Genomic DNA, 25,072 nt, shown 5'->3' on the forward strand with positions numbered 1-25,072 from the left:
TGAGTTCTCAAGAATCGGACACATCCCGCCTCCACACCTCAAGAGGTGCTTCACAACGGAAGTGATCGAAGATGTTGCTACCGAAAGATATTGCCTTAGTCGGAAGACTTCGCTAAGCTGAGGAAGTTGTTCTCTCAGCCGCCGTGGCAACTTGACTAACTTAGCACATCCGCAGGCCGTGTCAAATCCGGCTTTTTCACCTTGTCGAAACACCCGTAGGCGCTCCGACGTTGCTCGGTTCCGGACCTGAGTCCGTCGCCGGGCGGCGAAGGTGCCGGACCCGATGGATCCTGCGGAGGCTTTACATCCGTGCGGCAGACGTGACCCGAAGGACTGTCTTGCCGAGTGGATGGTGCCGAATGAGGCCGGGACGTCGAACCGTGCTCCTGAGGAGCCCTGTTGTTCCGTTTCCCTGCGGCCTGTGTGGCGACTTGGAATAAGTTACGGCCCGATCCTGGTGCTGTCAAACCGGACCCCCGGAAGCGCTCATCCCGGGCGTGTCGTGATCAGCCACCTCCTGGCACACGGCTCCTCCCCAGCGCGAGAACGCGCGCTGTGTCCACTGATCTCGGGCTGCACCGCGGCGGCCCCGACCCCGCTGAGCACAATGGGCGCATGCCTCTCCCCGACCAGCCCCGGCTCGAGCACTCCCGGTCCGACGCGCCTCCCGTCCTGCACTCGATCGGCGACGCGGTCGCGGCGATCCGCCTGGCGGCGGCCGACACCCCGCTCCTCCTCGTGGGACTCACCGGCTCCCCCGGCGCCGGCAAGTCGACGATCGCCGAGCGGCTGCGCGCGGAGCTGCCCGGTTCGCTCGTCCTCCCGCTCGACGGATACCACCTGCCCCAGCAGCGCCTGCGCGAACTCGGCCGGCGCGAGCGGATGGGGGCCCCGGACACCTTCGACGTCGACGGCTTCGTCGACGCGGTGCGCAGACTCCGGGTCGCGCAGCCCGGCGACACCGTCCGGGTCGCCTCCTTCGACCGCTCGATCGAGGAGCCGGTGCCCGACTCCCTCGCTCTCCCCCTGGCTGAGCGGACCATCGTCCTGGTCGAGGGCAACTACCTGCTGCTCGAGGACGACGGCTGGAGCGAGGTCGCCGAGCTCCTGGATCTGACGCTGCACCTCCGCATCGAGCCGGCCCTCCGGCGGCGGCGACTGCTGGCCCGGCACCTCCGCTTCGGCAAGACCGTCGAGGAGGCGATCGCCTGGACCGACGGTCCCGACGAGCGGAACGCCGGGCGGATCGAGGCGGCCGGAGCGCGGGCCGACGTGATCCTCGAGGAGCACCCTCCCCGCGCCTTGCGGATCCTGCACCTCTCGGACACGCATCTGCTCGCGGACCGAGGGGCGCGCTACAACCGCATCGTCGATCCCCGAGCGTCGCTCGACGCGGTGCTCGCGGCGCACTCCTCCGTCGCCGATCTCGACGCCGTCGTGGTGTCGGGCGATCTCGCGGACGACGGCGATCCGGAGTCGTACCGGGTTCTGCGCACCAGGCTCGAGGAGTGGTGCGCCGAACGGGACGCCGACGCGGTGCTCGCCCTCGGCAATCACGACGACCGCGAGGGGTTCGGCTCGGACGGACCGTGGAACGCGGAGGTCGTGGTGCGCGGGGTGCGGATCCTGGTGCTCGACTCGTCCGTTCCGGGCGGGGCGTCGTGGGGACTGCTCACCGAGCCGACGCTGGCCTGGCTGCGGTCGCGAGTGGCGGAGGACCCGGCGGTGCCGACCGTCGTGGTGCTGCACCACCCGCCGATCGAGGCGGTGACCCCGCTGCACCGGCGGATGGGACTGGCGAATCCGCACGACTTCTGGGAGGCGGCTGCGGGGTCGAGCCTCCTCGCGGTGCTCGCCGGGCACTGGCACCACGCCTTCGTCGACACGACGCAGGCGGCCCCGGTGGTGGTGGCTCCCGGTTCCGCGAATCGGACCGACGTCCTCGCCGGGCCGGAGCACGAGCGGTCGGTCGCCGCGTCGGGAGCCGCGATCGTCGAGATCCTGCCGACCGGGGTGCGCGTGACGAGCACCGAGATCGACGCCCCGCACCGGGGTGCGGAGCTCTTCGACGTCGACGGGGAGGTGCTCGCCGAGTGGCAGCGGCGCCTCGGCTTCCCCGGCTGATCCGCCGGCGCCCGGGCGGGGCCGGCCTTCTGGAACGGGGAAGCGGACGACGCGGGGCCGCATGCGACAGCCCGCGCCGCCCGCTGCTCGGGGGCGCTCGGTCCGAGGGACCGGGCGGAGGTGCGCGGTACCCGGATCAGCAGGTACCGCGCACCAGGGGGTCAGGCGTTGATGCCGACCTCTTCCGGCGAGACGTCCGCACCGGGAGCGGAGGGCTCGAGGGCCTCGGCGACGCGCTGCGACAGCGAGCTGTCCACGTTCGCCCAGTACTGGAGCACGCGCTGGCGCAGCTCCGGGCGGGTCACCTTGGAGACGTGACCGGCGATGTTCGCGACCAGTCGCGCCTTCGCGTCGTCGTCGAGGACGTCGCGGTAGAGCGTGCCGGCCTGGCCGAAGTCGTCGTCCTCCGGGTGCAGGGTCGCCGCGGCCCGCGTGAGCGCCCCGTCGGTCTCCCAGCCGGGTCCCTCCGCCGCACGGGTGGGGTCGGCGTGCGCGCCTCCGGTCGTGTTGGGCGCGTAGACGGGCAGCTCGGAGCGCTGGAAGTCGAAGCGCATCGCGCCGTCCTTCGAGTACGAGTGCACGGGCGACTTCGCGGCGTTGACCGGCAGCTGCGCGTGGTTGGTGCCCACGCGGTAGCGGTGCGCATCGGCATAGCTGAAGATGCGGGCGAGCAGCATCTTGTCGGGGCTGGCCTCGATCCCGGGCACGAAGTTCGAGGGGGCGAAGGTCGCCTGCTCGATCTGCGCGAAGTAGTTCTCCGGGTTGCGGTCGAGCGTCATCGTGCCGACCTCGATCAGCGGGTAGTCCGCGTGCGGCCAGACCTTGGTGAGGTCGAACGGGTTGAACCGGTAGGACTCGGCGTCCGCATACGGCATGACCTGGACCGAGAGGGTCCACGAGGGGTGGTCGCCGCGGTCGATCGCGGCGGACAGGTCGCGGATGTGGAAGTCGGCGTCCTCGCCCGCGATCTGGTCGGCCTGCTCCTGGCTGAGGATCTCGATGCCCTGGTTCGTCTTGAAGTGGTACTTCACCCAGAAGCGCTCACCGGCGGCGTTGACCCACTGGTAGGTGTGCGAGCCGAAGCCGTCCATGTGCCGCCACGAGCTCGGCAGGCCGCGGTCGCCCATCAGCCAGGTGACCTGGTGCGCCGACTCGGGCGAGAGGGTCCAGAAGTCCCACTGCATGTCGTGGTCGCGCAGGTGCGTGCCGGGCAGGCGCTTCTGCGAGCGGATGAAGTCGGGGAACTTGATGCCGTCGCGGAGGAAGAACACCGGGGTGTTGTTGCCGACGAGGTCGTAGTTGCCCTCGCTCGTGTAGAACTTCAGCGCGAAGCCGCGCGGGTCGCGCCAGGTGTCGGGCGAGCCCTGCTCGCCGGCCACGGTGGAGAAGCGCGCGAGCATCTCGGTCTCGACGCCGGGCTGGAAGAGCGCGGCGCGGGTGTAGGCGCTGACGTCGCCGGTGGTGACGAAGCGGCCGAAGGCGCCGCCGCCCTTGGCGTGGACGACGCGCTCCGGGATGCGCTCGCGGTTGAACTGCGCGAGCTTCTCGAGGAGGTAGTGGTCGTGGAGCGCGATGGGGCCGTCGGCTCCGACGCTCAGCGAGTGCTCGTCGCTGGCGACGGGGGCTCCGGCATCGGTCGTCGTGAATCGTTCCTCGGTCATGAATCCTCCTGTCGGCGGGGAGCGGGGAGGCCCTCCGCGGCGGTGATGGCGGGCGCCGGCCGGGTCTCGGCCTGCGCGAGGCAGTCGGGGCAGGTGCCCCAGAACGTGATGTCGGCCGTGTCGATGGCGAAGCCGCTCGACGACGACGGATGCAGGCAGGGCGCCTGGCCGACGACGCAGTCGACGTCGGCGACGGCGCCGCAGCTGCGGCAGACGACGTGGTGGTGATTGTCGCCGACCCGGAGCTCGAAGCGGCGGGCATGGCCCTCCGGCTCGATGCGGCGGGTGAGGCCGGCCTCGGTGAAGGCGGCGAGGACCCCGTACACGGCCTGGGCCGAGGCGTCGGGCAGATCGACGCGCACCCGCGCGAGGATCTGATCGACGTCGGAATGCGGGTGCCCCTCGAGCGCCACGAGAACGGCCCGCCGGGTGGCGGTGGCCTTGAGCCCGGAGGCTCGCAGCGTGTCGTCCGTCATCGTCATGGGGACAAGGCTACCGAGTTGTGTTGAATAGTTCAAAACAACGGCGCGTCGCGGTGGGTGTGCTGGCGCCGGATGGGCGTGCGGGCGGGGCGGGTCTCGATACGCCGCTCCGCGGCTGCTCGACCAGCACGTCCGCCGCTGAGGGAGCAGCCCGCGCAGCGGACCTTTCCTGCTGATCGAGCAGCCAGCGCAGCGGGCTGCTCGATCGGCATGCGAGGTCAGGCGACCGGGCCCTCGACGAGGGTGACAGTGGCCGACTGGACGGTGCCGGCGGCGGTGGTCCAGGTGAGGGTGACCGACTCGCCGGGCTCGCGCTGGGCGAGGTCCGCGGAGAGCGCGTCGCCCGAGGCGACGGCGGTGCCGTCGACCGCGGTGACGACGTCACCGGCGGCGAGGCCGGCGGCGGCAGCGGGCGTGCCCTCGATCACGCCGGCGAGGAGGGCGCCGGCCGCGGTGCTCGCGCCCGAGACCGTTCCGGAGGCGGTGCCCCCCGTCGTGCCGGACGGCAGCGAGACGCCGAGGAAGGCCGGGTAGCCGATCGCGACGGTCGACGTGTCGGCGCCCGCCTCGATCGTCGCGACGATGTCGAGTGCGGTCGAGATCGGGATGGCGAAGCCGGTGATGTCCGCGGTCCCGCTGGAGGCGGCGGTGTCGATGCCGACGACCGCGCCGGTGGCGTCGACCAGCGGGCCGCCGGAGTCGCCCGCGACGATGTCGGCGTCGACCTGGATCAGACCGGTGAGCTCCTCGCCGGTGATGCCGGTCTCGGACTGCGTCGTGATGCTCTGCCCGAGGGCCTCGATCGTGCCGGCCGCGGCGACGAGGTTGCCGGTGCCCTTCGCGTTGCCGACCGCCGTGACCGCGTCGCCGACCGCGACTCCGTCGGTGTCGAGCGTCGCCGGAGTGAGGCCCGAGGCGTCCTCGAGCTGGAGCACGGCGATGTCGTTCGTCTTGTCGGTGCCGACGACGCGGGCGGTGTAGCTCCGCCCGGTGCTCTCGACGGTGACGGTGATGCTGGTGGAGCCCTCGACGACGTGGTTGTTGGTGAGGATCATGCCGTCGGAGGTGAGGATGACGCCGGTGCCGGCGGAGGTCGCGCCCTCGTAGGTGAGGTCGGAGGTGATCGTGACGACGCCGGCGGTCTGCGCGGCGCTCGCGGCGACGGCGTCGGTCGCCGCGGACGTCGAGGTGGAGCCGGAGGTCCCCGAGCCGGAGCCGTACCCGGAGACCGACCCGCCACCGGAGCCGTAGGTCGACGAGGACCCGCCCGAGTACGGCAGCACGACGATGCCGCCGCCGAAGGAGCCGCGGGATCCGCCGGGGTAGACGGTCGTGGACGCGGTGCTCGACGAGGCGGACGAGGTCGACTCCGCGCTGCCGGCGATCGAGACGCCGCCCGCGGTGACGCCGATCAGCAGCGCGAGGCCGGCGCCGCCGGCGATCAGGGCGCGGCGACGACGGCGACGGTCGTCGGTCCGGAGCGCCTGGCGCTCCTCGGCGCCGGTGGGGTCCGTCGCGGTGGCGGCGGCACCGGGCTCGCGCTCGGCGCCGTGGGATTCGGGTGACTCGTTCATGATGCGTCCTCGTGGCCGGGGCCGCCCCTGACGGCGACCGGAGTCCATTCGACGACCTCCCGCCCAGGGCGGGCTGGGTGATGCCTATGCCGATCCTATGAACGCAGGATCCGCCTCCGCAGGGCCGGTGCGCCGATCCGCCCTCGAAGGAAATAGTTGTGGCTACAACTGAGTTGGACCTAGCATGACCGGCATGACCACCCCCTCTCCCGACCTGCTCGCCCCCGACACCGCGATGGGGGCGGTCACGCTGCGCGTCGCCGACCTCGACGGGATGATCGCCTACTACCGCGACGCCGTCCTGCTCGACCTGCTCTCGCAGGACGGCTCCGTCGCGGTGCTCGGCCGCGGCGGCGTCCCGGCGGTGATCCTCCAGCACGCCCCCGAGCTGCGGCACGCGGCCCCGCGCAGCGCCGGGCTGTTCCACACCGCGATCCTCTTCGAGTCCGAGGCGGCGCTCGCCGCCGCCGTGCACAGCGTCGCGACCCGGCACCCCGGCTCCTTCACCGGCAGCTCCGACCACCTGGTGAGCAAGGCGTTCTACTTCGACGACCCCGAGCACAACGGCGTCGAGCTCTACTGGGACCGCGACCGCAGCCAGTGGTCCTGGACGCACGGCCGGATCGAGATGTCGACGCTCTTCCTCGATCCGAACGCGTTCCTCCAGGAGCACCTCACCGAGGAGGCGATCGCGCAGCCGCGGCTCGGCGGAGCCTCGGTCGGCCACGTGCACCTCAGCGTGGGCGACGTCGCGACGGCGAAGGAGTTCTACGTCGACCGGCTCGGCTTCGAGACGACGATCGCCTACGGCGGGCAGGCGCTGTTCGTCTCGGCCGGCGGCTACCACCACCACATGGCGATGAACACCTGGAACTCGCTCGGCGCCGGGCGGCGGCAGCTCGCGCTCGGACTCGGGCAGGTCGAGATCGTGGTGCCCGCGACGGACGATCTCGGTGCCCTCGGCGAGCGCCTGCGCAGCGCGAAGGTCGCCACGGCGGACGACGGCCGGACGCTGTCCTTCGAGGACCCGTGGGCGAACACGCTGCGGGTGACCGCGGCGGCCTGAGCGGCGGCGGCCGACGGGCGGCGGCCGACGGGCTCCGATCCACGGAGCACCCGCGATCCCGGGACGGATCGCCGGAAAGCCGGGCGGGTACGATGGGCGGGCGGAGATCCGCACAGCCCCTCGAGACTCCGGAGAACACGGTGCCCACGATCGTCGTTGAAGTCATGCCCAAGGCCGAGCTGCTCGATCCGCAGGGGAAGGCCGTCGCCGGCGCGCTCTCGCGCCTCGGCCACTCCGCCGTCACGGGCGTGCGGGTGGGCAAGCGCTTCGAGATCACCGTCGACGAGGTGACCGACGAGGTCCGCGCCTCCATCGCCGCGCTCGCGGACGAGATGCTGTCGAACTCGGTGATCGAGGACGTCGTCGGCATCCACTACCCGGAGGCGTGAGCATGCGCATCGGCGTCATCACCTTCCCCGGCTCGCTCGACGACCGCGACGCCCAGCGCGCGGTCCGCTTCGCCGGCGCGGAGCCGGTCGCCCTCTGGCACGGCGACCACGACCTCGGCGGCGTCGACGCGATCGTGCTGCCCGGCGGCTTCTCCTACGGCGACTACCTGCGCTGCGGCGCCATCGCCTCGCACTCGCCGATCATGCGCGAGGTGATCGACGCGGCGAACGCCGGCACCCCCGTTCTCGGAATCTGCAACGGCTTCCAGATGCTGACCGAGGCGCACCTGCTGCCCGGCGGTCTGATCCGCAACGACGTCGGCTCCTTCGTCTGCCGCGACCAGCGTCTCGTCGTCGAGAACGCCTCCACCGTGTGGACCAGCGACTTCGAGGCCGGCCAGGAGATCACCATCCCGCTGAAGAACGGCGAGGGCGGCTACATCGCCTCCGCCGAGACGCTCGCGGAGCTCGAGGGCGAGGGCCGCGTGGTCTTCCGCTACCTCGGCGCCAACCCGAACGGCTCGATGAACGACATCGCCGGAGTCGCGAACGCGCGCGGCAACGTCGTCGGCCTGATGCCGCACCCCGAGCACGCGGTCGAGCCGGGCTTCGGCCCGGACACCGCGCTCGCGATGCGCTCCGGTGTGGACGGGCTCGCGTTCTTCACCTCCGCGGTGCGCGCGCTGGTCGCCACGGCCTGACGCCGCGAAGCGTCACCCGCCTCCGGCACGCTCGGGGGCGGGCGCTGCTGCTGTGCATGCTGGTCGAGCAGCCCCGGAGGGGCGCATCGAGACCCCTCCTCCAGACGGTGGGGGATCTCGAGACGCCCGCCGCGCGGGCTACTCGATCAGCATGAAACGACGGCGCGCAGCCGTCCGACCAGCAGAAGGATGCGGCGCGGCCGCTCGAGCGGCGGAGCGGCTACGGGCCCGTCAGCACCTCGGGCTCCGGGGTCATCGAGATGGTGGGGATGGAGGCGGTGATGACCGTGCCGTCCGAGCGGCGGGTGCCCTCGATGTCGGAGGTGGTCGGCGCGCCGATCAGGCGCGGGCCCTGATGGCCGAGGCCGACGCGGACCGGGTTGCCGGACTCGACGTGCACGCGCTCGCCGCGGACGGTGATCGCCGCCGCGTCGCCGTCCTCGACGGTCAGCAGCACCTCGCCCTGGGTCACCTCGACGCGCACGCGCGTGCCGTGCAGCGAGATGCGGAAGGTCAGGCGGTCCCAGTCGTCGGGGAGGCGCGGGTCGAGCGTGATCCGCCCGCCGTGGTCGCGCATCCCGCCGAAGCCGTAGACCAGCGCGCTCCAGACACCGCCGGTCGAGGCGACGTGGATGCCGTCGGCCGTGTTGCGGTGCAGGTCGGCGAGGTCGACGAACAGCGCCGAGAGGAAGTAGTGCCGCGACAGCTCGCTGTAGCCGACCTCGGCCGCGATGATCGACTGCACGACCGCGGACAGCGTCGAGTCGCCGGTGGTCAGCGCGTCGTAGTACTCGAAGTCGGCGCGCTTCTGCTCCGCGGTGAACTCGTTTCCCTGCAGCAGCAGCGCGAGCACGACGTCGGCCTGCTTGAGCACCTGGAAGCGGTAGATCACCAGCGGGTGGAAGTGCAGCAGCAGCGGGCGCTTCGTCGCCGGGGTGTTCTCGAGGTCCCACAGCTCCTTCTCGAGGAACGCCGCGTCCTGCGGGTGGATGCCGGCGCGCGCGTCGAAGGGGATGTGCATCTTGTCGGCCGCGCGGGCCCACTCGATGACCTCGTCCTCGTCCAGCAGCAGCCGGGCGACCATCCGCTCGTAGGCCGACGGCTCGACGGCCTTCAGCAGCTCGACGGCGCGGGCGGCCGCGCGCAGGTTCGAGCGGGCCATCACGTTCGTGTACAGGTTGTCGTTGACGACGGTCGTGTACTCGTCCGGCCCGGTGACGCCGTGGATGTGGAAGTGGTCGTCGCCGTTGCTGCGCCAGAAGCCCAGGTCGGCCCACATCCGGGCGGTCTCGACCAGGATGTCGATCGCGCCGCGGGCGAGGAAGTCGTCGTCGCCGGTCGCGCCCACGTACTGCATCAGCGCGTACGAGATGTCGGCGTCGATGTGGTACTGCGCGGTGCCGGCCGCGTAGTACGCCGACGACTCCTGGCCGTTGATGGTGCGCCAGGGGAAGAGCGCGCCGCGCTGGTTGAGCTCGGCCGCGCGCGAGCGGGCCGCCTCGAGCATGTTCTGGCGGAAGCGCAGGGCGTTCCGCGCCACGAGCGGGGCCGTGTAGCTGAGGAACGGGAGGACGTAGACCTCGGTGTCCCAGAAGTAGTGGCCGCCGTAGCCGGAGCCCGACACGCCCTTCGCCGCGACGCCGCCGCCGTCCGTGCGGGCGGTCGACTGCGCGAGCTGGAAGAGGTTCCAGCGGGTGGCCTGCTGGATCGCCGGCTGGCCGTCGATCTGCACGTCGGAGCGGAGCCAGAAGTCGTCGAGCCACTCGCGCTGCTTGGTGAACTGCTCCTCGACAGGCGTCTCGCGGGCGCGGTCGAGCGTGCGGTCGCAGCGGTCGGCGAGCTCGCGCACGGGGACGCCGCGGGAGGTGTGGTAGGTCAGCGTCTTCACCAGGCGCACCGGCACGCCGGCCTTCGCCTTCACGCGGTAGACGTGCTTGGCGAGGTCGTCGTCGATCTGGGAGGTCTGGTCCCACTCGTTCTCGGTCTCGAGCACGTGCTCGGCACCGCAGGCGACGGTCATCCGGGAGTTCGTGGTGCGGTAGCCGAGCAGGTAGCGCGTGCCGCTGACCCGCTTGAGGCTCGGCTGCAGCACCCGGTCCTCGAAGGACTCGGCCTTGCGCGGGTCGAAGCCGGCGGCCTCGCTGCCCGAGGGAGCGTGGTACTCGTCGACGCCGTCCTGGCGGTTGAGGATCTGGCTCGAGATCAGCACCGAGGCGTCGTGGTCGAGCATCTCGACCTCGTAGTCGAGGATCGCGAGGTGCCGATCGGTGAAGGAGACCAGGCGGCGCGAGCGGATCAGCACCCGCTTGCCCGACGGGGTGCGCCACTCCAGCTCGCGGGTGAGCACGCCGTTGGCGAAGTCGAGGCGGCGCGTGTAGGCGAGGACGTCGGCCTCGCTCAGCACGAACGGCTCGTCGTCGACGTAGAGGCGGATGATCTTCGCGTCCGGCACGTTGACGATGGTCTGGCCGACGCGGGCGAAGCCGAACGCCTCCTCCGCGTGCCGGATGGGCCAGGTCTCGTGGAAGCCGTTGATGAAGGTGCCGTAGGCGTAGCCGTCGCGGCCCTCCTCGACGTTGCCGCGCAGGCCCAGATAGCCGTTGCCGGTGGCGAAGAGGGTCTCGGTGCGCCCCTGCAGCTCGGTGGCGAACTCGGTCTCGATCAGGGACCACTCGTCGACCGGGAAGCGGTTGCGGTCGAGCGGGTCGGAGGTGATGGGGTTCATGCGGCGTCCTCGGGGGCGGGGGCGGAGGGGAGGAAGGGGAGCAGCTCGGCCAGGTCGTCCACGACGATGTCGGCGCCGTGCTCGAGCAGGGTGTCGCGGCCGACGCCGCGGTCGACGCCGACGACGAGGCCGAAGGCGCCCGCGCGGCCGGCCGCGACTCCGGAGTGCGCGTCCTCGACGACGACGCACTCGGCGGCGGTGAGGCCGAGCAGCTGCGCGGCGTGCAGGTAGGTGTCGGGGGCGGGCTTGCCGGCGATCGAGTCGCGGGCGGCGAGGAGTCCGTCGACGACGACCTCGAAGCGGTCGCGGATCCCCGCGGCCTCGAGCACCGGCACGCCGTTGCGGGAGGAGGTGACGACGGCGACCTCGACGCCCGCGGCGATCGCGGCGTCGACCAGGGCGAGCGAGCCGGGGTACGGGGCGACGCCGTTCTCGGCGAGGGTCGCGTTGAAGGCGTCGTTCTTGCGGTTGCCGAGCCCGCAGACGGTCTCGAGCGCGGGGTCGTCGCTCGGCGTGCCCTCGGGGAGGGTGATGCCGCGGGAGGCGAGCAGGGCGCGGACGCCGTCGTAGCGGGGGCGTCCGTCGATGTACCGGAAGTAGTCGGCGTCGGTGTAGCCGTCGGCGATGCCGCGCGACTCGAGGTACGGCGTGAAAAGGCGGGCCCAGGCCTGCATGTGCACGTCGGCGGTCGGGGTGAGCACCCCGTCGAGGTCGAAGAGCAGTGCCTTCGCCCGGCCGAGGGCGGAGGCGTCGGGGCGCGTCGGTGAAGCAGTCACAGCGGGAAGACCTCTTGTCGGGGCACGAGTGCGGCGGGCTCCGCCGGCGACAGGCCGTCCGCGCGGACACCGGGTATCGTATACGCCCCCCGGTCGCCGCCTGGAACCGTTTACACGTCCGACATCCGCGCGCCGCGGCGGGTCTGCGCGGCGGGTGCGCGCCGGTGGCCGCGGAGTCGTCCGCAGAACGACGGCTGCACGACCGGATCCGCGGATTCCAGGGCGATTCCGGGCGCTCGGCCTTCGTCGTGCGGCCCGTCAGGCGGTGTCCGCGAGGGCGTCCCCCGCATCGGGGGTGGCCGCGAGCTGCGAGACGCGCGCGGGGCTGATCCGCAGGGCGGCCGCGACGGCCTCCACGGTGTAGCCGTCGGCGCGGAGGGCGCGGACGGCCTCGCGGCGGAGTGCACCGGCATGCCGGAGGGCGGCGCGGGCCTCCTCCTCGGCGCGGGCGCCCTCGTTCCAGACCGCGAGGACCTCCGGCGGCGCCTCGACGGTCACCCGCACGTCCACCTCGTCGACGCCGACGTCGAGGTGGACCGCGGCGAGCTCGCGGGCGGCGGTCGGGATGCCGCGGGTCGAGACCGCGCCCCCGGTCGCGACGATCTCGACTCCGTTCGGCGCGGTCGAGGTCAGCTCGGGGATCTCGATGGTCCACCAGGGGGTGCCGTCCCGGTAGGCGCGGGCCGCGAGGACCCGGGGTCCGCTCGTCATGGTCGGTTCCAATCGCTCGGGGTGTCCTCGAAGACCGCCTGCAGCTGGCGGACGACGCCGGGCGAGACCTCGCCCCGGTGCTGCACGAGGGTGACGGTCGCGCCGCCCTCGGCCGGGCTCCACGTCTCGTGGCTCCCTCGCTGCCGGGTGCGCTCCCACCCCCGCGAGCGGAGGAACCTCGTGACGTCGCGGTACTTCTGCGGCCTGGTCATCAGGGTATTCCAGCCCACCCTGCTGCTCAAGGGTAAGGGTGGGCTTGAACTTCGTGGAGAGCGCGAAGATTGCGCGCCTGGGGAGGAGACCCGCGGCGGGCGGTCAGCCCAGGGGCTGCAGGTCGGCCTCGGCCCCGTGTCTCGCAGCTGTCCAGGCGCCGCGCCCCCGAACCGACGCGGACCGGGCCCTGGCTCGGTCGCGAACCCCGATTCGCGTCCACTCGGTCGCCGTGCAGTCCGCGAGCGGACCCGGGATGGGCGCTGGCCGGGCAGCAGGCCCCACTGCGCGTCGAATCGGCGGATCAGCGCCGCGTCAGCTGGGAGGAGACTCGCGCCGGGCGGTCAGCCGAGCGGCTGCAGGTCGGCCTCGCCCGGGCCGGTGGTCAGGCGGTGGCGGCCGAGCGGGAGCATCAGCGGGGTGCCGGAGGTGGGGTCGGTGATGATCCGGCTGTCCAGGCCGAAGACGGCGCGGACGGTGTCCTCGGTCAGGACGTCGGCGGGGGTGCCGGCGGCGTGCACGGTGCCCCCGGCGAGCGCGACGAGGTGGTCGGCGTAGCGGGCCGCGAGGTTGAGGTCGTGCAGCACCATCACCACGGTCGTGCCGCGGTTGCGGTTGAGGTCGACGAGGAGATCGAGCACCTCGACCTGGTGACTGACGTCGAGGAAGGTGGTCGGCTCGTCCAGCAGCAGCAGGTCGGTCTCCTGGGCGAGGGCCATCGCGATCCAGACCCGCTGGCGCTGGCCGCCGCTGAGCTCGTCGACGGCGCGATCGGCGAGGGCGGCGGTGTCGGTCGCGTCGAGGGCCGTCGCGACGGCCTCGTCGTCGTGCGCGTTCCAGCGGCTGAGGATGCCCTGGTGCGGGTGGCGGCCGCGGCCGACGAGATCCGCGACGGTGATCCCCTCCGGAGCGATCGGCGACTGCGGCAGCAGGCCCAGGGTGCGCGCGAGCTGCTTGGCCGGAGTCCTGTGCACCGCCTTGCCGTCGAGCAGCACGGTGCCGGCGCGCGGGGCGAGCAGCCGCGACATCGAGCGCAGGAGGGTCGACTTGCCGCAGGCGTTCGCGCCGACGATCGCGGTGATGCGGCCGGGCGGGACGACGAGGTCGAGGCCCTCGACGACGGTGCGGTCGCCGTAGCCCAGGGTGAGCGCGTCGACGGTGAGGGTGTGCTCGGCGGTCACAGGGAGCCTCCCGATCGGTTGCTGCGGACGATGAGGTAGATCAGGTACGGCGCGCCGAGCACGCCGGTGACGACGCCGACCGGGTAGCGCAGGCCCAGGGCGTACTGCCCGACGAGGTCGGCGACCAGCACGAGCAGCGCGCCGACCAGGGCCGACGGGATCAGCAGCGAGCGGCCGGGGCCGACCAGCCGCGCGGCGATCGGGCCGGAGAGGAAGGCGACGAACGCGATCGGGCCGGCCGCCGCGGTCGCGAAGGCGATCAGGCCGACGGCGGCGACGATGACGACGAGGCGCGTGCGGTTCACCCGGATGCCCAGCGCGGAGGCGGTGTCGTCGCCGAGCTGGGTGCCGGAGAGGTCGCGCGAGCAGGCGAGCAGCACCGGGGTGAGGACGACCACGGCGATCAGCACCGGCACGACCTCGCTCCAGCGGGCGCCGTTGAGGCTGCCGGTCAGCCAGCGGCTGGCCTCCTGGAAGTCGAAGGCGGCGGCGCGGGAGAGCACGTAGGCGGTGACGCTGTCGAGCATCGCGGCGACGCCGATGCCGATCAGGATCAGCCGGGTGCCGGCGACGCCGCTGCGATAGGAGAGGGCGTAGACGACGAGCGCGACCAGGAGGCCGGCGGCGATGGCGAGGACCGAGACCTGCGTCGCTCCGAGTGAGAGCGTGACGATGGCGAAAGCGGCGGCGGCGCTCGCTCCGGCGCTGATGCCGATGATGTCGGGGCTGGCCAGCGGATTGCGCAGCATGGTCTGGAAGGCGACGCCGCCGAGGCCGAAGCAGAGGCCGACGAGCACGCCGAGGATCGCGCGCGGCAGGCGCAGGCGCCCGACCGTGAAGGAGGCGCCCGGCACCTGCTCGCCGAGGATCACCCGGACGACCTCGGCCGGCGAGTAGATCGTCTGCCCGACGATCAGCGAGACGGCGAAGACGACGACGAGGAGCGCGACCAGCACGGCGACCACGGCGCGGCGACGACCACCGCGACGACGGCGGCCGGCCGCGACGGCGAGGGCGGTGGCGGAGGGTACGGCGGCGCGGGCGGCGGGCCGGGACTGCACGGCGGTCACAGCTCGCGCACCTTCTGCCGGCGGACGATCGCGATGAAGACGGGGGCGCCGATCAGCGCCGTGATGATGCCGACGTCGATCTCGCTCGGGCGGGCGACGATGCGGCCGACGACGTCCGCGCCGATCAGCAGGACCGCGCCCGCGACCGCGGAGAAGGGGAGCAGCCAGCGGTGGTCGACGCCGACGATCAGCCGGCAGGCGTGCGGGACGACCAGGCCGACGAAGCCGATCGGCCCGGTGACCGCGGTGGTCGCTCCGCAGAGGACGACAGCGCCGAGGGCTGCCGCTCCACGGGCGAGGGCCACGCGCTCGCCGAGGCCGGCCGCCAGCTCGTCGCCCAGCGCGAGGGTGTTGAGGCTCTTCGCCGAGAGCACGCAGAGCGCGAGTCCGACGGCGAGGAAGGGCAGCACCTGCCCGATGCTCGCGACGGTGCCGCCGCCGACTCCGCCGATCTGCCAGGAGCGGATGCCGCCGGAGAGGTCGGCGCGGGGCAGCACGATCGCGCTGATCACCGAGACCAGCGCGGCGGAGGTGGCGGCGCCGGCGAGCGCGAGCTTGAGCGGCGTCGCTCCCCCGCGGCCGAGCGACCCGACGACATAGACGAAGACGGCCGCGACGGCCGCACCGCCGATCGCGACCCAGATGAAGCCGGTCGCGGTGGACAGGCCGAAGAAGACGATGCCGGTGACGACGGCGAGCGAGGCGCCGGTGTTGACGCCGAGGATGCCGGGGTCGGCGAGCGGGTTGCGGGTGACGCCCTGCATCAGCACGCCGGAGACCCCGAGCGCGGCGCCGGCGACGGCCGCGAGGGCGGTGCGCGGGATGCGCTTGGCGACCGCGGCCTGCGCGAAGCCGTCGGTCGAGCCGCCGAGCGCGGCGACCACGTCGCTCCACGCCACGTCGCGCGAGCCGATCAGCACCGAGAGCACCGCGACGCCGGCCAGCACCAGGAGCGACACGAGCAGCCAGAGGGCGCGCAGACGCCTCGGGCGCCGCACGGCGGCGACACCCGAGACGGGAGGTGCGGTGAGGGTCACGCGAGCGGGCGGGAGTGGATCACTCCGCCTTGTCGGCGGCCTCGGCCAGCATGGCGAGGTAGTCGTCGAGCACGTACGAGATCGACAGCGGGGTCGGGTTCGCGGCGGTGCCGAGCGGGGTGGAGGGGAGGCGGACGATGGCGTCGTTCTGCACGGCCGGGATCTGCGAGAGCAGCGGGTCGGCCTTGAGAGTGTTGACGAGCTCGTCGTCGCCGTAGGTGACGATGACGTCGACGTCGTTGAACGCGTCGGCCTGCTCGGCGCTCTGGGTGAGCGAGAACGCGTCGGTGGTGGCCGAGGCGGTCGCGATGCTGTCCGGCGTGGTCAGGCCGAGGTCCTCGAAGAAGGCCGGGCGGGTGTCGTGCGTCGTGTAGAAGCTGACCTGGCTGAGGTCGGTCGGGTCGACGTGGGTGAGGAACATCGCCGAGGCGCCGGCGAGCTGCGGGTGCGCGGCGACCTTCTCCTCGATCTCGGTCTCGAGCTCGCCGATCAGCGCGGCGCCCTCGTCTGCCATGCCCATCGCCTCGCTGTTGAAGGTGATGGTGTCGCGCCAGGAGGTGCCCCAGGCGGTCTCGGGGTACGCGACGACGGGCGCGATCTCGGTCAGCGTGTCGTAGTCCTCCTGCGTGAGGCCGGAGTAGGCGGCGAGGATCACGTCGGGCTGGGTGTCGGCCACGGCCTCGAAGTCGATGCCGTCGGTCTCGTCGAAGAGGACGGGGGTCTCGCCGCCGAGCTCCTCGAGCTTCTCGGACACCCAGGGGAGCAGTCCGTCGCCGTCGTCGTCGCCGAAGTTCGCGGCGGCCATGCCGACCGGGACCACGCCGAGCGCGAGCGGGACCTCGTGGTTGGCCCAGTTGACGGTCGCGACGCGCTCCGGCTGCGACTCGATGGTCGTGGTGCCGAGCGCGTGCTCGATGGTGATCGGCTCGAAGCCGCTGTCCGCGGTGTCGGAGCCGGCCGCGGCGGACGAGCAGCCGGCGAGGCCGACGGTGAGCAGGGCGGTCGCGACGAGGGCGAGCGGCTTGGTGGCGCGGGGCATTGTTCCCTTTCGGAAGGCTGTGGTCGTGAGGGCGCGTCAGGCGGCGGACGCCGAGCACTAAGGACAGCCTAACCAAAGAATGTGCGACTTCTCAGCCGGAAAGGGCTGCGGTGTCCGTACCTCAGGCCGTGACGAGCTTCTCCACGGTGCGGAGGTTGCGGGTCGTCGTCGTCGAGCGGAAGACGGCGCGCGCCAGGATCTTCGCGGCGGGAGTGTCGGTGGAGGAGCCCTTCGGGCAGCGCCAGTAGAGGACGCCGTCGCCGCGGGCGAGCAGCTCGACGTCCGGGTCGGTCGCGCCGATCGCGGACTCGGCGGCGTCGAGGGCGGCGGGGTCGGAGCCGAAGACGACGTAGGGGTGCGCGGTCTCGTCGATCCGCTCGAACGGGTAGGCGGCGGCGGCCGCGGCGAGCGCCTCCTGCGTGACGAGGACGATCCAGGCGTCGTAGCCGAAGCGCTCGCCGAGGGCGGCCTCGAGGGCGGGCTTCAGCTCGGACGGGTCGCGGTCGGAGTCGAAGGCGGCGTTGCCGCTGGCGAGCACGGTGCGGACGGCCGTGCCGCCGACGCCCTCGACGGTGGCGGCGAGGTCCGCGCTGCGGACGGTGCGGCCGTTGACGTTCACTCCGCGGAGGAGGGCGACGAGGCGGGTCATGCCGCCGACGGTAGCGTGGCGGGATGGCGCGCGGTGGACGGATCTTCGGAGGCGATGCGGCGCGGGCGGGCTCGGACACGCTCGAGGCGGCGATCCTGCGCGCGAGCACCCGCGGGCCCGGCGCGCGGACCCGGGCGGAGATCGTGCCGCCGTCGGGGCGGCACCTCGTGCTGCCCTCGACCTCGGGGACGATCCTGGCGGTCGACGTCGACGCGCTGGTGGCGCTCGCCGCCGCGGAGGATCTGCTGATCGCGCTGGAGCGGCGGCCCGGCGACGTCGCCGTGGCGGCGACTCCGCTGCTCTCGTGGTGGTCGGCCGACGAGACGGTGCCCGACGAGGAGACGGAGCGACGGCTCGACGCGCGCGCGCTCGCCGCGGTGACGCTCGGGCCGGGTCCCGGGACGGATGTGGAGTCGGGGCTGCGCGGGCTGGTCGCGGCGGCGGACGTCGACGGGCTGACCGCGGCGCTCGCGCTGCTGGCCCGAGTGCCGGATCCGCCGGCCGCGTTCCAGGACGCGGCGGGGTTCTGGCGGCTGATGGTGCCGGAGGCGCCGTTCGAGCGCCGGCTGCTGCTGGCGCTGGCGGTCGAGGCGCCGGCCGAGCGGGTGCTCCTGCTGCTGCGCGACTGCGCCTTCACGGCGACGCTGCCCCGACGGCGCGCGGTGATCACGGCGGCCTGTGCGCGGGTCGTGGCGGCGGCGCCGGACCCCGGGGCGCTCGCCGCACTGGCGGAGGCCGTCGACGACGCGCTGGAGAAGCGCTGGCGCGCCCTCTGACCCTCCTCCGGGAGTCCACCGGGCGACCGCCGCTCCGACCCCCGGAGCACCCGCGCAGGCCGGTTGCCTAAGCTGGACGGATGTCTCTTCCCGGTCTCGAATTCCGTCGCTTCCCCGCCGCCCTGACCGCCGAGGGCGGGCCCGACGCCGCCACGGCCGCCTGGGGCACCGCGATCAACGCGGGCTTCCACGAGACGGAGTACACGCCGGAGCAGTGGCGCGACTGGGCCGAGCACATGGTCGCCGACCAGCGCGAGCTGACCGCGGTGCACGACTCCGCCTCCCCGGAGGGCATCGACGGCGAGTCCGTCCCCGTCGCCACCTACGCCGCGTTCCCCGGGTCGCTGCAGGTCGGGCGCGGGCGCGAGCTCGCCGCTCACCTCGTCTCGCAGGTCACCGTCCGGGCCACGCACCGCCGCCGCGGGATCCTCCGCGCCATGATCACCGACGACCTGCGCCTGGCCCGCGAGTCCGGCGCCGCGGTCGCCGTGCTCACCGCGAGCGAGGCCTCGATCTACCGCCGGTTCGGCTTCGGCCGCTCGGCGTTCACCCGCTCGATCCGCGTCGACACCGGCCCGCGCTTCGCCCTGCAGGTCGAGCCGGCCGGCCGCGTCGAGGTCGTCGCGACGACCTGGCTGCAGTCGCGGGTGGAGGAGGTCTTCCGCGCCTTCCACGCGCGCACCCCCGGCTCACTGACCCGGCAGTCGCGCTACGCGGCGAACGCCGTCGGCACCGAGCCCGGCGAGACCGCGCCGGGCCGCGCCGTCCGCTCGGCCGTGCACCTCGACGCCGACGGACGACTCGACGGCTACGTCACCTACAAGGCCGTCGGGCCGGACGAGGACGACCGCACCCTCGAGGTCGTCGACCTGGTCGCCGCGACCGCCGACGCCTACCTCGGACTCTGGGGCTTCCTCGGCGCCGTCGACCTCGCCTCCACCGTCACCTGGCACATGGCCCCCCTCGACGACCCGCTGACCTGGGCCCTGCGCGACGCGCGCGTCGTCCAGGTGACCACCGTCTCCGACCTGATCTGGACGCGCGTGCTCGACGTAGCGACGGCCTTCTCCGCCCGCCCCTGGACGAGCGACGGCACGCTCGTCCTCGCGGTGCGCGACGAGCTCGGCCTCGTCGACGGCACGTACCGGATCACGGTCGAGGGCGGTGAGGGCCGGGTCGAGCGCAGCGACGACGCGCCGACCCTCCAGCTCGACGTCGCCGACCTCGGCACCCTGCTGCTCGGCTCCGCCCGCCCGTCCACGCTGGCGCGGGCCGGCGCGGTGACGCTGGCGGAAGCGGACCACGAGAGCGTCGACCGCTTCTTCGCGCCGATCGCCGCGCCGTACTGCATCTCCTTCTTCTAAGCCGCGCGAGTGCCCTCGGGTAAGGCGCGTCTTCGGGGAAGCCATGCTGATCGAGTAGACCGCGAAGCGGGCGCATCGAGATCCACCAGCGCCGGAACGGCGGTCTGCAGACCCGCCCTCGTGGGGACGGCGGGTCTCGATACGCCCCTACGGGGCTGCTCGACCAGCATGTCGAGCCCTGGACTCGCAGGCTCCTCCGGGTGTCCCCGCATCCGCCGTCGGTCATGCTGGAGGATCCCGACCGCGAGGAGTTCCGCATGGGCGCATCCGTGATCGTCGACGCCATCGTCGTGCTGAGCCTCATCGGCGCGCTCGTCGACGGTCTGCGCCGCGGCTTCCTCCGCACGCTCGGCGGGCTGGCGGGCGTCGTCGCCGGCGCGATCGCCGCCTCCTTCGCCGTCCCCGCCGTCTCGGCGTGGGCGGCCGGCAGCGAGTGGCGGCTCCTCGCCGTGATCGGCACCGCCGTGCTGCTGCTCGGCGTCGGCTACGCGATCGGCGCGACCATCGGCGCCGTGTTCGGCCGCGGCGCCGACAAGGTGAAGCTCGGCCTGCTCGACCGCCTCGCCGGAGGAGTCGCCGGCGTCGCCATCACCGGGCTCGTCTGGATCGCCGTCACCTCCGCCGTCTCCCTGCTGGGCGTCCCGCTCGTGACCACCTCCGTCGCCGGCTCCACCGTCATCCGCACGATCGACGACCTCACGCCGGACCCCGTCCGCGGCTTCCTCGCGCAGCTGCAGTCGACCGTCGTGGACGAGGGCACCTCCTGGATCGTCGAGGCCCTCGACGCCCCGACCGAGGCGCCGGTCATCCCGAGCGTCGCGACGGACGACCCCGAGGTCGCGACCGCCACCGACTCGGTCGTGCGCGTCTCCGGCACCGCCTGGGCCTGCGACGTCGGAGTCACGGGCAGCGGCTTCGTCGTCTCGGACGACCGCGTCGTCACCAACGCCCACGTCGTGGCCGGAGTCTCGCAGCCCGTGGTCGAGGCGCCGAACGAGCCGCCGCGCACCGGCCGCGTCGTCTACCTCGACGCCGCCGCCGACCTCGCGGTGATCGCGGTCGACGGACTCTCCGCGGCACCGCTCGCCCTCGACGACGCCGTGACCGCGGGCGACGACGCCGTCGTGGCGGGCTACCCGTTCGGCGGCCCGCTGACCCTCGGCGCCGCGCAGATCTCCTCCGACGCCACCGTCTCGCTGATGGTCGACGGCGCGCCGACCTCGCGCGAGGTGCTGACGCTCGCGGCCCTCGTCAACCAGGGCAACTCGGGCGGCCCGCTGCTCTCGCTCGACGGCACCGTCTCGGGCGTGGTCTTCGGCAAGGCCGCGTCGGTCGACAACGTCGGCTATGCGATCCCGCTCGCGGTGCTCGGCCCGGTGGCCGCCGAGGCGCCGTCGCTGACCGACACCGTCGACTCCGGGCCCTGCCGCGAGGCCTGATCCGGCTCGCCTCGCCGACCGGCGCAGAACATCAGTCGAGAGCCGTGTTCATCGCTCATCGGCGATGAACCCCGCTCTCAGCTGATGGTGTGCGCGTCATCCGCGCACACCCCGTCACTCGGCCGGCAGCGGCCCGTCCGTCAGCACCAGCCACAGCTCGTCGAGCTGCACCACGGTCGGGTCAGTGGCCAGATACTCCTCGACCCGAGGATCCAGCGGGAAGCGCGCCGACTCCTCGATCGCGATCGCGACGATCCCGTCCGACGCCGGATCCGTCGTGTACCGATCGCCGATGTAGGGCACGTAGACCCCCGACGACATCCCCTGCACCAGCACCAGCCCGCCGTCGAGCCCGCGCTCGTGCAGCGCGCCCGCCACCCGCGCGATGCCGGTCGGCCGCTCCTGCGCGACCCCGACGGACGTCGCCGCCGCGATCACCAGCGAGGCCGCCAGCAGCACGACGCCGACCGGCCGCGCGATCCGCCGCGGCAGCGCGAGCCCGTCTCGCAGAGCCTCGGCGATCCCGATCCCCGCGAGCACGCAGAGCAGCCATGCCCACGCCACGTAGTAGTGCGGCAGCGCGACGGCGCTGATCAGCAGGTGGAACACCAGCAGGAGCAGCGTCGCCCCCGCCAGGTACAGCACCAGCGCCCGCCGCCGCGGCGCGAGCAGCGCCAGCAGCCCGCCCAGCACGAGCACGGCGAGCGCCGCCGGACCCGTGCCCGACAGCATGAACCAGAGGTTCGCCCACCACGGCGGGAAGCGGTACGGCGCCCCCGCGACGTCGATCATGTGCCCGCTGGCGTTGTGCTCGCTCTGGAAGTCGAGCAGGTAGCGGATCGCCTCGACCGGGTGCACCGGCAGATAGGCGAGCACGGCTGCCACCAGGAACGCGAGCGCGAAGGCCGCGAAGCCGCGGAGCGCGCGGCGGCGGTCGCGGACCATCAGCAGCGGCAGGAGGAAGACCGGCGCGAGCGCCAGCGTCGTCAGCTTCGAGGTGACGGACAGCGCGAAGAGCACGCCCGCGAACCCGATCAGCCAGCCGCCGCGCTCCCCCGCCGCCCCGCGTCGCGCCCAGGCCCAGGCCGCGGCCATCGCAGCGACCGCGAAGAGCACCATGAACGGCTCCAGGAGCGCGAGCCGGTCGATCCGGGTGCCGCCGGTCGCGGTCGTCCGGGGGAAGAGGAGGAACAGCCCGGCCGGGATCAGCGCCAGGACCGTGCCGAGCTCGCGCTTCAGCCAGAACCAGAGGATCACGCCGGTGAGGAGGGTCGCGGCACCGGCGGCGATGCGCCCCGCGAGCAGGCCCTCGCCGAGCACGACCTGCGCGAGTCCGATCAGGTACTTCGCGGTCGGCGGGTGCTCGAGGTTCGGCGTCATGTCGCCGTGCAGATAGCTCCAGCCGGCGGAGAGGTAGACCGGCTCGTCCGAGGAGATGTTGGCGGCGCCCAGGTTGCCGAAGCACTGGTAGAGCGCCCAGAGGAGGGTCGCGAGGACGGCCGCGGCCCTCGCCGTGCCGGTCCCGCGTGTCGTGCCGCCGGCCCGAGCCGTGCCGATCCCCCGCGCTGTGCCGATCACCCGCTCCACCCGGCCGATCCTAGGCGGTGCCAGAACGACGGGCGGGTCGGCCCGGAGGGCGCCCCCGAGGCGCGAGCGCCCACCCCGGTAGGATCGTCGCGCATCCCCACCCTCTCTCCTGGAGCCTCCAGCACATGGCAGACAGCCGCACCGCAGACGCCCGCATCGCCGTTCCCGACACCACCGCGAACGCGGCCGTCACTCCCGAGAAGGAGCAGCCCTACGCGGCGCTGGGGCTGAAGCCCGACGAGTACGCGAGCATCCGCGAGATCCTCGGCCGGCGCCCCACGAGCGGCGAGCTGGCGATGTACTCGGTGATGTGGAGCGAGCACTGCTCCTACAAGTCGTCGAAGATGTACCTCCGCCAGTTCGGGCAGAAGGTCTCGCCCGCCATGAAGAAGAACCTCATGGTCGGCATGGGCGAGAACGCCGGAGTCGTCGACGTCGGCGAGGGCTGGGCCGTCACCTTCAAGATCGAGAGCCACAACCACCCGAGCTACATCGAGCCGTTCCAGGGCGCGGCCACCGGCGTCGGCGGCATCGTCCGCGACATCATCTCGATGGGCGCCCGTCCCGTCGCCGTGATGGACGCCCTGCGCTTCGGCGACATCGACGACCCGGACACCGCCCGCGTCGTGCACGGCGTGGTCGCCGGCATCTCCTTCTACGCGAACTGCCTCGGCCTGCCGAACATCGGCGGCGAGACGTACTTCGACTCCGTCTACCAGGGCAACCCGCTCGTCAACGCGCTCGCGGTCGGCGTCCTCCGCCACGAGGACCTGCACCTCGCCAATGCCCGCGGCGTCGGCAACAAGGTCGTGCTCTTCGGGGCGCGCACCGGCGGCGACGGCATCGGCGGCGCGTCGATCCTCGCCTCCGACAGCTTCGCCGACGGCGGCCCGACCAAGCGCCCGGCCGTGCAGGTCGGCGACCCGTTCGCCGAGAAGGTGCTCATCGAGTGCTGCCTCGAGCTGTTCCGCGACGACCTGGTCGAGGGCATCCAGGACCTCGGCGCCGCCGGCATCTCCTGCGCCACCTCCGAGCTGGCCTCCAACGGCGACGGCGGCATGTTCATCGAGCTCGACTCGGTGCTGCTGCGCGATCCCTCGCTCACGGCCGAGGAGATCCTGATGTCGGAGTCGCAGGAGCGGATGATGGCGGTCGTCCGCCCCGAGAAGCTCGACGCGTTCCTCGAGGTCGTCCGCAAGTGGGACGTCGAGACGAGCGTGCTCGGCGAGGTCACCGACTCCGGCCGCCTGATCATCAACTGGCACGGCGAGGAGATCGTCAACGTCGACCCGCGCACCGTCGCCGTCGACGGCCCGGTCTACGAGCGCCCGATCGCCTACCCCGCCTGGCTCGACGCGCTGCAGGCCGACTCCTCCTCGCGCCTGCCGCGCTCGAGCGACGGCGACGCCCTCCGCGCCGAGACCCTCGCGCTGCTCGGCTCGGCGAACCTCGCCGACAAGAGCTGGATCACCTCGCAGTACGACCGCTACGTGCTCGGCAACACCGCGCTCAGCTACCCCGACGACGGCGGCATGATCCGCGTCGACGAGGAGTCCGGACTGGGCTTCGCGGTCGCCACCGACGCCAACGGCCGCTGGTGCCAGCTCGACCCCGCGCAGGGCGCCCGCCTGGCCCTCGCCGAGGCGTTCCGCAACGTCGCCGTCACCGGAGCGACCCCGGTCGCCGTCTCGGACTGCCTCAACTTCGGCAGCCCCGAGAACCCCGAGGTGATGTGGCAGTTCCGCGAGGCCGTCGGCGCCCTCGCCGACGCCTGCCTCGAGCTCGAGATCCCCGTCACCGGCGGCAACGTCTCGTTCTACAACCAGACCGGCGACGTGCCGATCTTCCCGACCCCCGTCGTCGGCGTCCTCGGCGTCATCGACGACGTCGGCCGCCGCATCCCCTCCGGCTGGCAGGACGAGGGCGACAACGTCTACCTCCTCGGCGTCACCCGCGACGAGCTCGACGGCTCCGCCTGGGCCGGCACCGTGCACGACCACCTCGGCGGGCGTCCCCCGCAGCTCGACCTCGCGGCCGAGAAGGCGCTGGCCGAGCTGATCGCGGCCGGGTCGACGGAGTCGCTGATCGCCTCCGCGCACGACCTCGCCGACGGCGGCCTCGTCGTCGCGCTGGCCGAGTCCGCGATGCGCTTCGGCGTCGGCGTGCGGATCTGGCTGGACGAGCTGATGGAGCGCGACGGCGTCGACGCGACCGCCGCCCTCTTCTCGGAGTCGACCGGCCGCGTGCTCGTGTCGGTGCCGCGCGAGGACGACGTGAAGTTCCGCGGCCTCTGCGAGGGCCGCGGCTACCCGGTGCTCCGGATCGGCGTGACCGACGCCGAGTCCCCCGTCGTCGAGGTCCAGGGCCTCTTCACCGTGCCGCTCGAGGAGCTCCGCGCCGTGAACGGCGCCGTGCTGCCCTCCCGCTTCGCCTGACGCCGGGCGGCTCCGCTCCGGAGCCCGCCCCACCTTCCAGAGTTGCGGTAGTCGCGCTCGACTACCGCAACTCTCG

At 72.8% G+C, this 25,072-nt stretch carries 21 protein-coding genes; 8 read left to right on the forward strand and 13 right to left on the reverse strand.

Annotated features, from left to right (window positions below):
• The first annotated feature begins 615 nt into the window (after nucleotides 1–615).
• Nucleotides 616–2,124, forward strand: coding sequence for a metallophosphoesterase (locus HRK28_RS13765; protein ID WP_173252027.1), 1,509 nt, complete (start codon nucleotides 616–618; stop codon nucleotides 2,122–2,124).
• Nucleotides 2,125–2,285: 161 nt separating this feature from the next.
• Here HRK28_RS13765 and HRK28_RS13770 read toward each other — a convergent pair whose 3' ends face one another.
• The 3 genes from HRK28_RS13770 to HRK28_RS13780 all read right to left on the reverse strand — a co-directional run bounded on the left by HRK28_RS13770 (nucleotide 2,286) and on the right by HRK28_RS13780 (nucleotide 5,841).
• Nucleotides 2,286–3,785 carry a catalase gene (locus HRK28_RS13770; RefSeq protein WP_173252028.1) on the reverse strand — a complete coding sequence of 500 codons (1,500 nt, stop codon included), beginning with the start codon at nucleotides 3,783–3,785 and terminating at the stop codon, nucleotides 2,286–2,288.
• On the reverse strand, nucleotides 3,782–4,267 hold the full coding sequence (locus HRK28_RS13775; protein WP_173252029.1) for a Fur family transcriptional regulator: 486 nt from the start codon (nucleotides 4,265–4,267) through the stop codon (nucleotides 3,782–3,784). Before HRK28_RS13775 ends, HRK28_RS13770 begins: the two co-directional genes overlap by 4 nt.
• Nucleotides 4,268–4,485: 218 nt before the next feature.
• The gene (locus tag HRK28_RS13780; protein WP_217274793.1) at nucleotides 4,486–5,841 is read right to left on the reverse strand and encodes a S1C family serine protease; all 1,356 of its coding nucleotides are present in this window, start codon (nucleotides 5,839–5,841) and stop codon (nucleotides 4,486–4,488) included.
• Between the two features lie 193 nt (nucleotides 5,842–6,034).
• Between HRK28_RS13780 and HRK28_RS13785 the strand changes: the two genes are divergently transcribed.
• The 3 genes from HRK28_RS13785 to purQ all read left to right on the forward strand — a co-directional run bounded on the left by HRK28_RS13785 (nucleotide 6,035) and on the right by purQ (nucleotide 7,997).
• A complete protein-coding gene (locus HRK28_RS13785) occupies nucleotides 6,035–6,907 on the forward strand; it encodes a VOC family protein (RefSeq protein WP_173252030.1) in 873 nt (290 codons plus the stop codon).
• Nucleotides 6,908–7,047: 140 nt separating this feature from the next.
• A complete protein-coding gene (gene purS / locus HRK28_RS13790) occupies nucleotides 7,048–7,296 on the forward strand; it encodes a phosphoribosylformylglycinamidine synthase subunit PurS (protein WP_173252031.1) in 249 nt (82 codons plus the stop codon).
• A gap of 2 nt (nucleotides 7,297–7,298) precedes the next feature.
• Nucleotides 7,299–7,997, forward strand: coding sequence for a phosphoribosylformylglycinamidine synthase subunit PurQ (purQ, locus tag HRK28_RS13795; RefSeq protein WP_173252032.1), 699 nt, complete (start codon nucleotides 7,299–7,301; stop codon nucleotides 7,995–7,997).
• Between the two features lie 220 nt (nucleotides 7,998–8,217).
• Here the strand turns inward: purQ and HRK28_RS13800 are convergent, their stop codons facing one another.
• The 9 genes from HRK28_RS13800 to HRK28_RS13840 all read right to left on the reverse strand — a co-directional run bounded on the left by HRK28_RS13800 (nucleotide 8,218) and on the right by HRK28_RS13840 (nucleotide 17,395).
• The gene (locus HRK28_RS13800; protein ID WP_173252033.1) at nucleotides 8,218–10,722 is read right to left on the reverse strand and encodes a glycoside hydrolase family 65 protein; all 2,505 of its coding nucleotides are present in this window, start codon (nucleotides 10,720–10,722) and stop codon (nucleotides 8,218–8,220) included.
• The gene (locus tag HRK28_RS13805; protein WP_173252034.1) at nucleotides 10,719–11,498 is read right to left on the reverse strand and encodes a beta-phosphoglucomutase family hydrolase; all 780 of its coding nucleotides are present in this window, start codon (nucleotides 11,496–11,498) and stop codon (nucleotides 10,719–10,721) included. Before HRK28_RS13805 ends, HRK28_RS13800 begins: the two co-directional genes overlap by 4 nt.
• 258 nt (nucleotides 11,499–11,756) lie before the next feature.
• The gene (locus HRK28_RS13810) at nucleotides 11,757–12,209 is read right to left on the reverse strand and encodes a hypothetical protein (protein WP_173252035.1); all 453 of its coding nucleotides are present in this window, start codon (nucleotides 12,207–12,209) and stop codon (nucleotides 11,757–11,759) included.
• Complete coding sequence (locus HRK28_RS13815) at nucleotides 12,206–12,421, reverse strand: type II toxin-antitoxin system HicA family toxin (RefSeq protein ID WP_173252036.1); 216 nt, start codon at nucleotides 12,419–12,421, stop codon at nucleotides 12,206–12,208. Before HRK28_RS13815 ends, HRK28_RS13810 begins: the two co-directional genes overlap by 4 nt.
• A 342-nt stretch (nucleotides 12,422–12,763) precedes the next feature.
• On the reverse strand, nucleotides 12,764–13,600 hold the full coding sequence (locus HRK28_RS13820) for an ABC transporter ATP-binding protein (protein WP_173252037.1): 837 nt from the start codon (nucleotides 13,598–13,600) through the stop codon (nucleotides 12,764–12,766).
• Nucleotides 13,597–14,661 (reverse strand): iron ABC transporter permease, encoded by a 1,065-nt coding sequence (locus HRK28_RS13825; RefSeq protein ID WP_173252385.1) that lies wholly within the window; start codon nucleotides 14,659–14,661, stop codon nucleotides 13,597–13,599. Before HRK28_RS13825 ends, HRK28_RS13820 begins: the two co-directional genes overlap by 4 nt.
• A 5-nt stretch (nucleotides 14,662–14,666) precedes the next feature.
• Nucleotides 14,667–15,707 (reverse strand): iron ABC transporter permease, encoded by a 1,041-nt coding sequence (locus HRK28_RS13830; RefSeq protein ID WP_173252038.1) that lies wholly within the window; start codon nucleotides 15,705–15,707, stop codon nucleotides 14,667–14,669.
• A gap of 19 nt (nucleotides 15,708–15,726) precedes the next feature.
• Nucleotides 15,727–16,746 carry an iron-siderophore ABC transporter substrate-binding protein gene (locus HRK28_RS13835; RefSeq protein ID WP_173252039.1) on the reverse strand — a complete coding sequence of 340 codons (1,020 nt, stop codon included), beginning with the start codon at nucleotides 16,744–16,746 and terminating at the stop codon, nucleotides 15,727–15,729.
• Nucleotides 16,747–16,867: 121 nt separating this feature from the next.
• Entirely contained in the window at nucleotides 16,868–17,395 is a 528-nt protein-coding gene (locus HRK28_RS13840) for a DUF1697 domain-containing protein (protein ID WP_173252040.1), read from the reverse strand.
• A 23-nt stretch (nucleotides 17,396–17,418) separates the two neighbouring features.
• On the opposite strand from HRK28_RS13840, the gene HRK28_RS13845 reads away from it, so the two are divergent.
• From HRK28_RS13845 to HRK28_RS13855, 3 genes are all read left to right on the forward strand, one after another.
• A complete protein-coding gene (locus HRK28_RS13845) occupies nucleotides 17,419–18,171 on the forward strand; it encodes a DUF2254 family protein (RefSeq protein WP_173252041.1) in 753 nt (250 codons plus the stop codon).
• Nucleotides 18,172–18,251: 80 nt separating this feature from the next.
• Nucleotides 18,252–19,535 (forward strand): GNAT family N-acetyltransferase, encoded by a 1,284-nt coding sequence (locus HRK28_RS13850; RefSeq protein ID WP_173252042.1) that lies wholly within the window; start codon nucleotides 18,252–18,254, stop codon nucleotides 19,533–19,535.
• A gap of 257 nt (nucleotides 19,536–19,792) precedes the next feature.
• Complete coding sequence (locus HRK28_RS13855; RefSeq protein ID WP_173252043.1) at nucleotides 19,793–20,974, forward strand: MarP family serine protease; 1,182 nt, start codon at nucleotides 19,793–19,795, stop codon at nucleotides 20,972–20,974.
• A 114-nt stretch (nucleotides 20,975–21,088) separates the two neighbouring features.
• Here the strand turns inward: HRK28_RS13855 and HRK28_RS13860 are convergent, their stop codons facing one another.
• On the reverse strand, nucleotides 21,089–22,561 hold the full coding sequence (locus tag HRK28_RS13860) for a glycosyltransferase family 39 protein (RefSeq protein ID WP_173252044.1): 1,473 nt from the start codon (nucleotides 22,559–22,561) through the stop codon (nucleotides 21,089–21,091).
• A gap of 125 nt (nucleotides 22,562–22,686) precedes the next feature.
• Here HRK28_RS13860 and purL point away from each other — a divergent pair, with 125 nt between their 5' ends.
• Entirely contained in the window at nucleotides 22,687–24,996 is a 2,310-nt protein-coding gene (purL, locus tag HRK28_RS13865) for a phosphoribosylformylglycinamidine synthase subunit PurL (RefSeq protein WP_173252045.1), read from the forward strand.
• Nucleotides 24,997–25,072 lie beyond the last annotated feature (76 nt).

This window comes from Rathayibacter sp. VKM Ac-2835 (assembly GCF_013266705.1).
Taxonomy (GTDB): Bacteria; Actinomycetota; Actinomycetes; order Actinomycetales; family Microbacteriaceae; genus Rathayibacter.

Coding starts and splice junctions, on each gene's coding strand:
- HRK28_RS13765 (WP_173252027.1), top strand. CDS start 616: ATGCCTCTCCCCGACCAGCCCCGGCTCGAGCACTCCCGGTCCGACGCG.
- HRK28_RS13770 (WP_173252028.1), bottom strand. CDS start 3,785: ATGACCGAGGAACGATTCACGACGACCGATGCCGGAGCCCCCGTCGCC.
- HRK28_RS13775 (WP_173252029.1), bottom strand. CDS start 4,267: ATGACGATGACGGACGACACGCTGCGAGCCTCCGGGCTCAAGGCCACC.
- HRK28_RS13780 (WP_217274793.1), bottom strand. CDS start 5,841: ATGAACGAGTCACCCGAATCCCACGGCGCCGAGCGCGAGCCCGGTGCC.
- HRK28_RS13785 (WP_173252030.1), top strand. CDS start 6,035: ATGACCACCCCCTCTCCCGACCTGCTCGCCCCCGACACCGCGATGGGG.
- purQ (WP_173252032.1), top strand. CDS start 7,299: ATGCGCATCGGCGTCATCACCTTCCCCGGCTCGCTCGACGACCGCGAC.
- HRK28_RS13800 (WP_173252033.1), bottom strand. CDS start 10,722: ATGAACCCCATCACCTCCGACCCGCTCGACCGCAACCGCTTCCCGGTC.
- HRK28_RS13810 (WP_173252035.1), bottom strand. CDS start 12,209: ATGACGAGCGGACCCCGGGTCCTCGCGGCCCGCGCCTACCGGGACGGC.
- HRK28_RS13815 (WP_173252036.1), bottom strand. CDS start 12,421: ATGACCAGGCCGCAGAAGTACCGCGACGTCACGAGGTTCCTCCGCTCG.
- HRK28_RS13835 (WP_173252039.1), bottom strand. CDS start 16,746: ATGCCCCGCGCCACCAAGCCGCTCGCCCTCGTCGCGACCGCCCTGCTC.
- HRK28_RS13840 (WP_173252040.1), bottom strand. CDS start 17,395: ATGACCCGCCTCGTCGCCCTCCTCCGCGGAGTGAACGTCAACGGCCGC.
- HRK28_RS13845 (WP_173252041.1), top strand. CDS start 17,419: ATGGCGCGCGGTGGACGGATCTTCGGAGGCGATGCGGCGCGGGCGGGC.
- HRK28_RS13850 (WP_173252042.1), top strand. CDS start 18,252: ATGTCTCTTCCCGGTCTCGAATTCCGTCGCTTCCCCGCCGCCCTGACC.
- HRK28_RS13855 (WP_173252043.1), top strand. CDS start 19,793: ATGGGCGCATCCGTGATCGTCGACGCCATCGTCGTGCTGAGCCTCATC.
- purL (WP_173252045.1), top strand. CDS start 22,687: ATGGCAGACAGCCGCACCGCAGACGCCCGCATCGCCGTTCCCGACACC.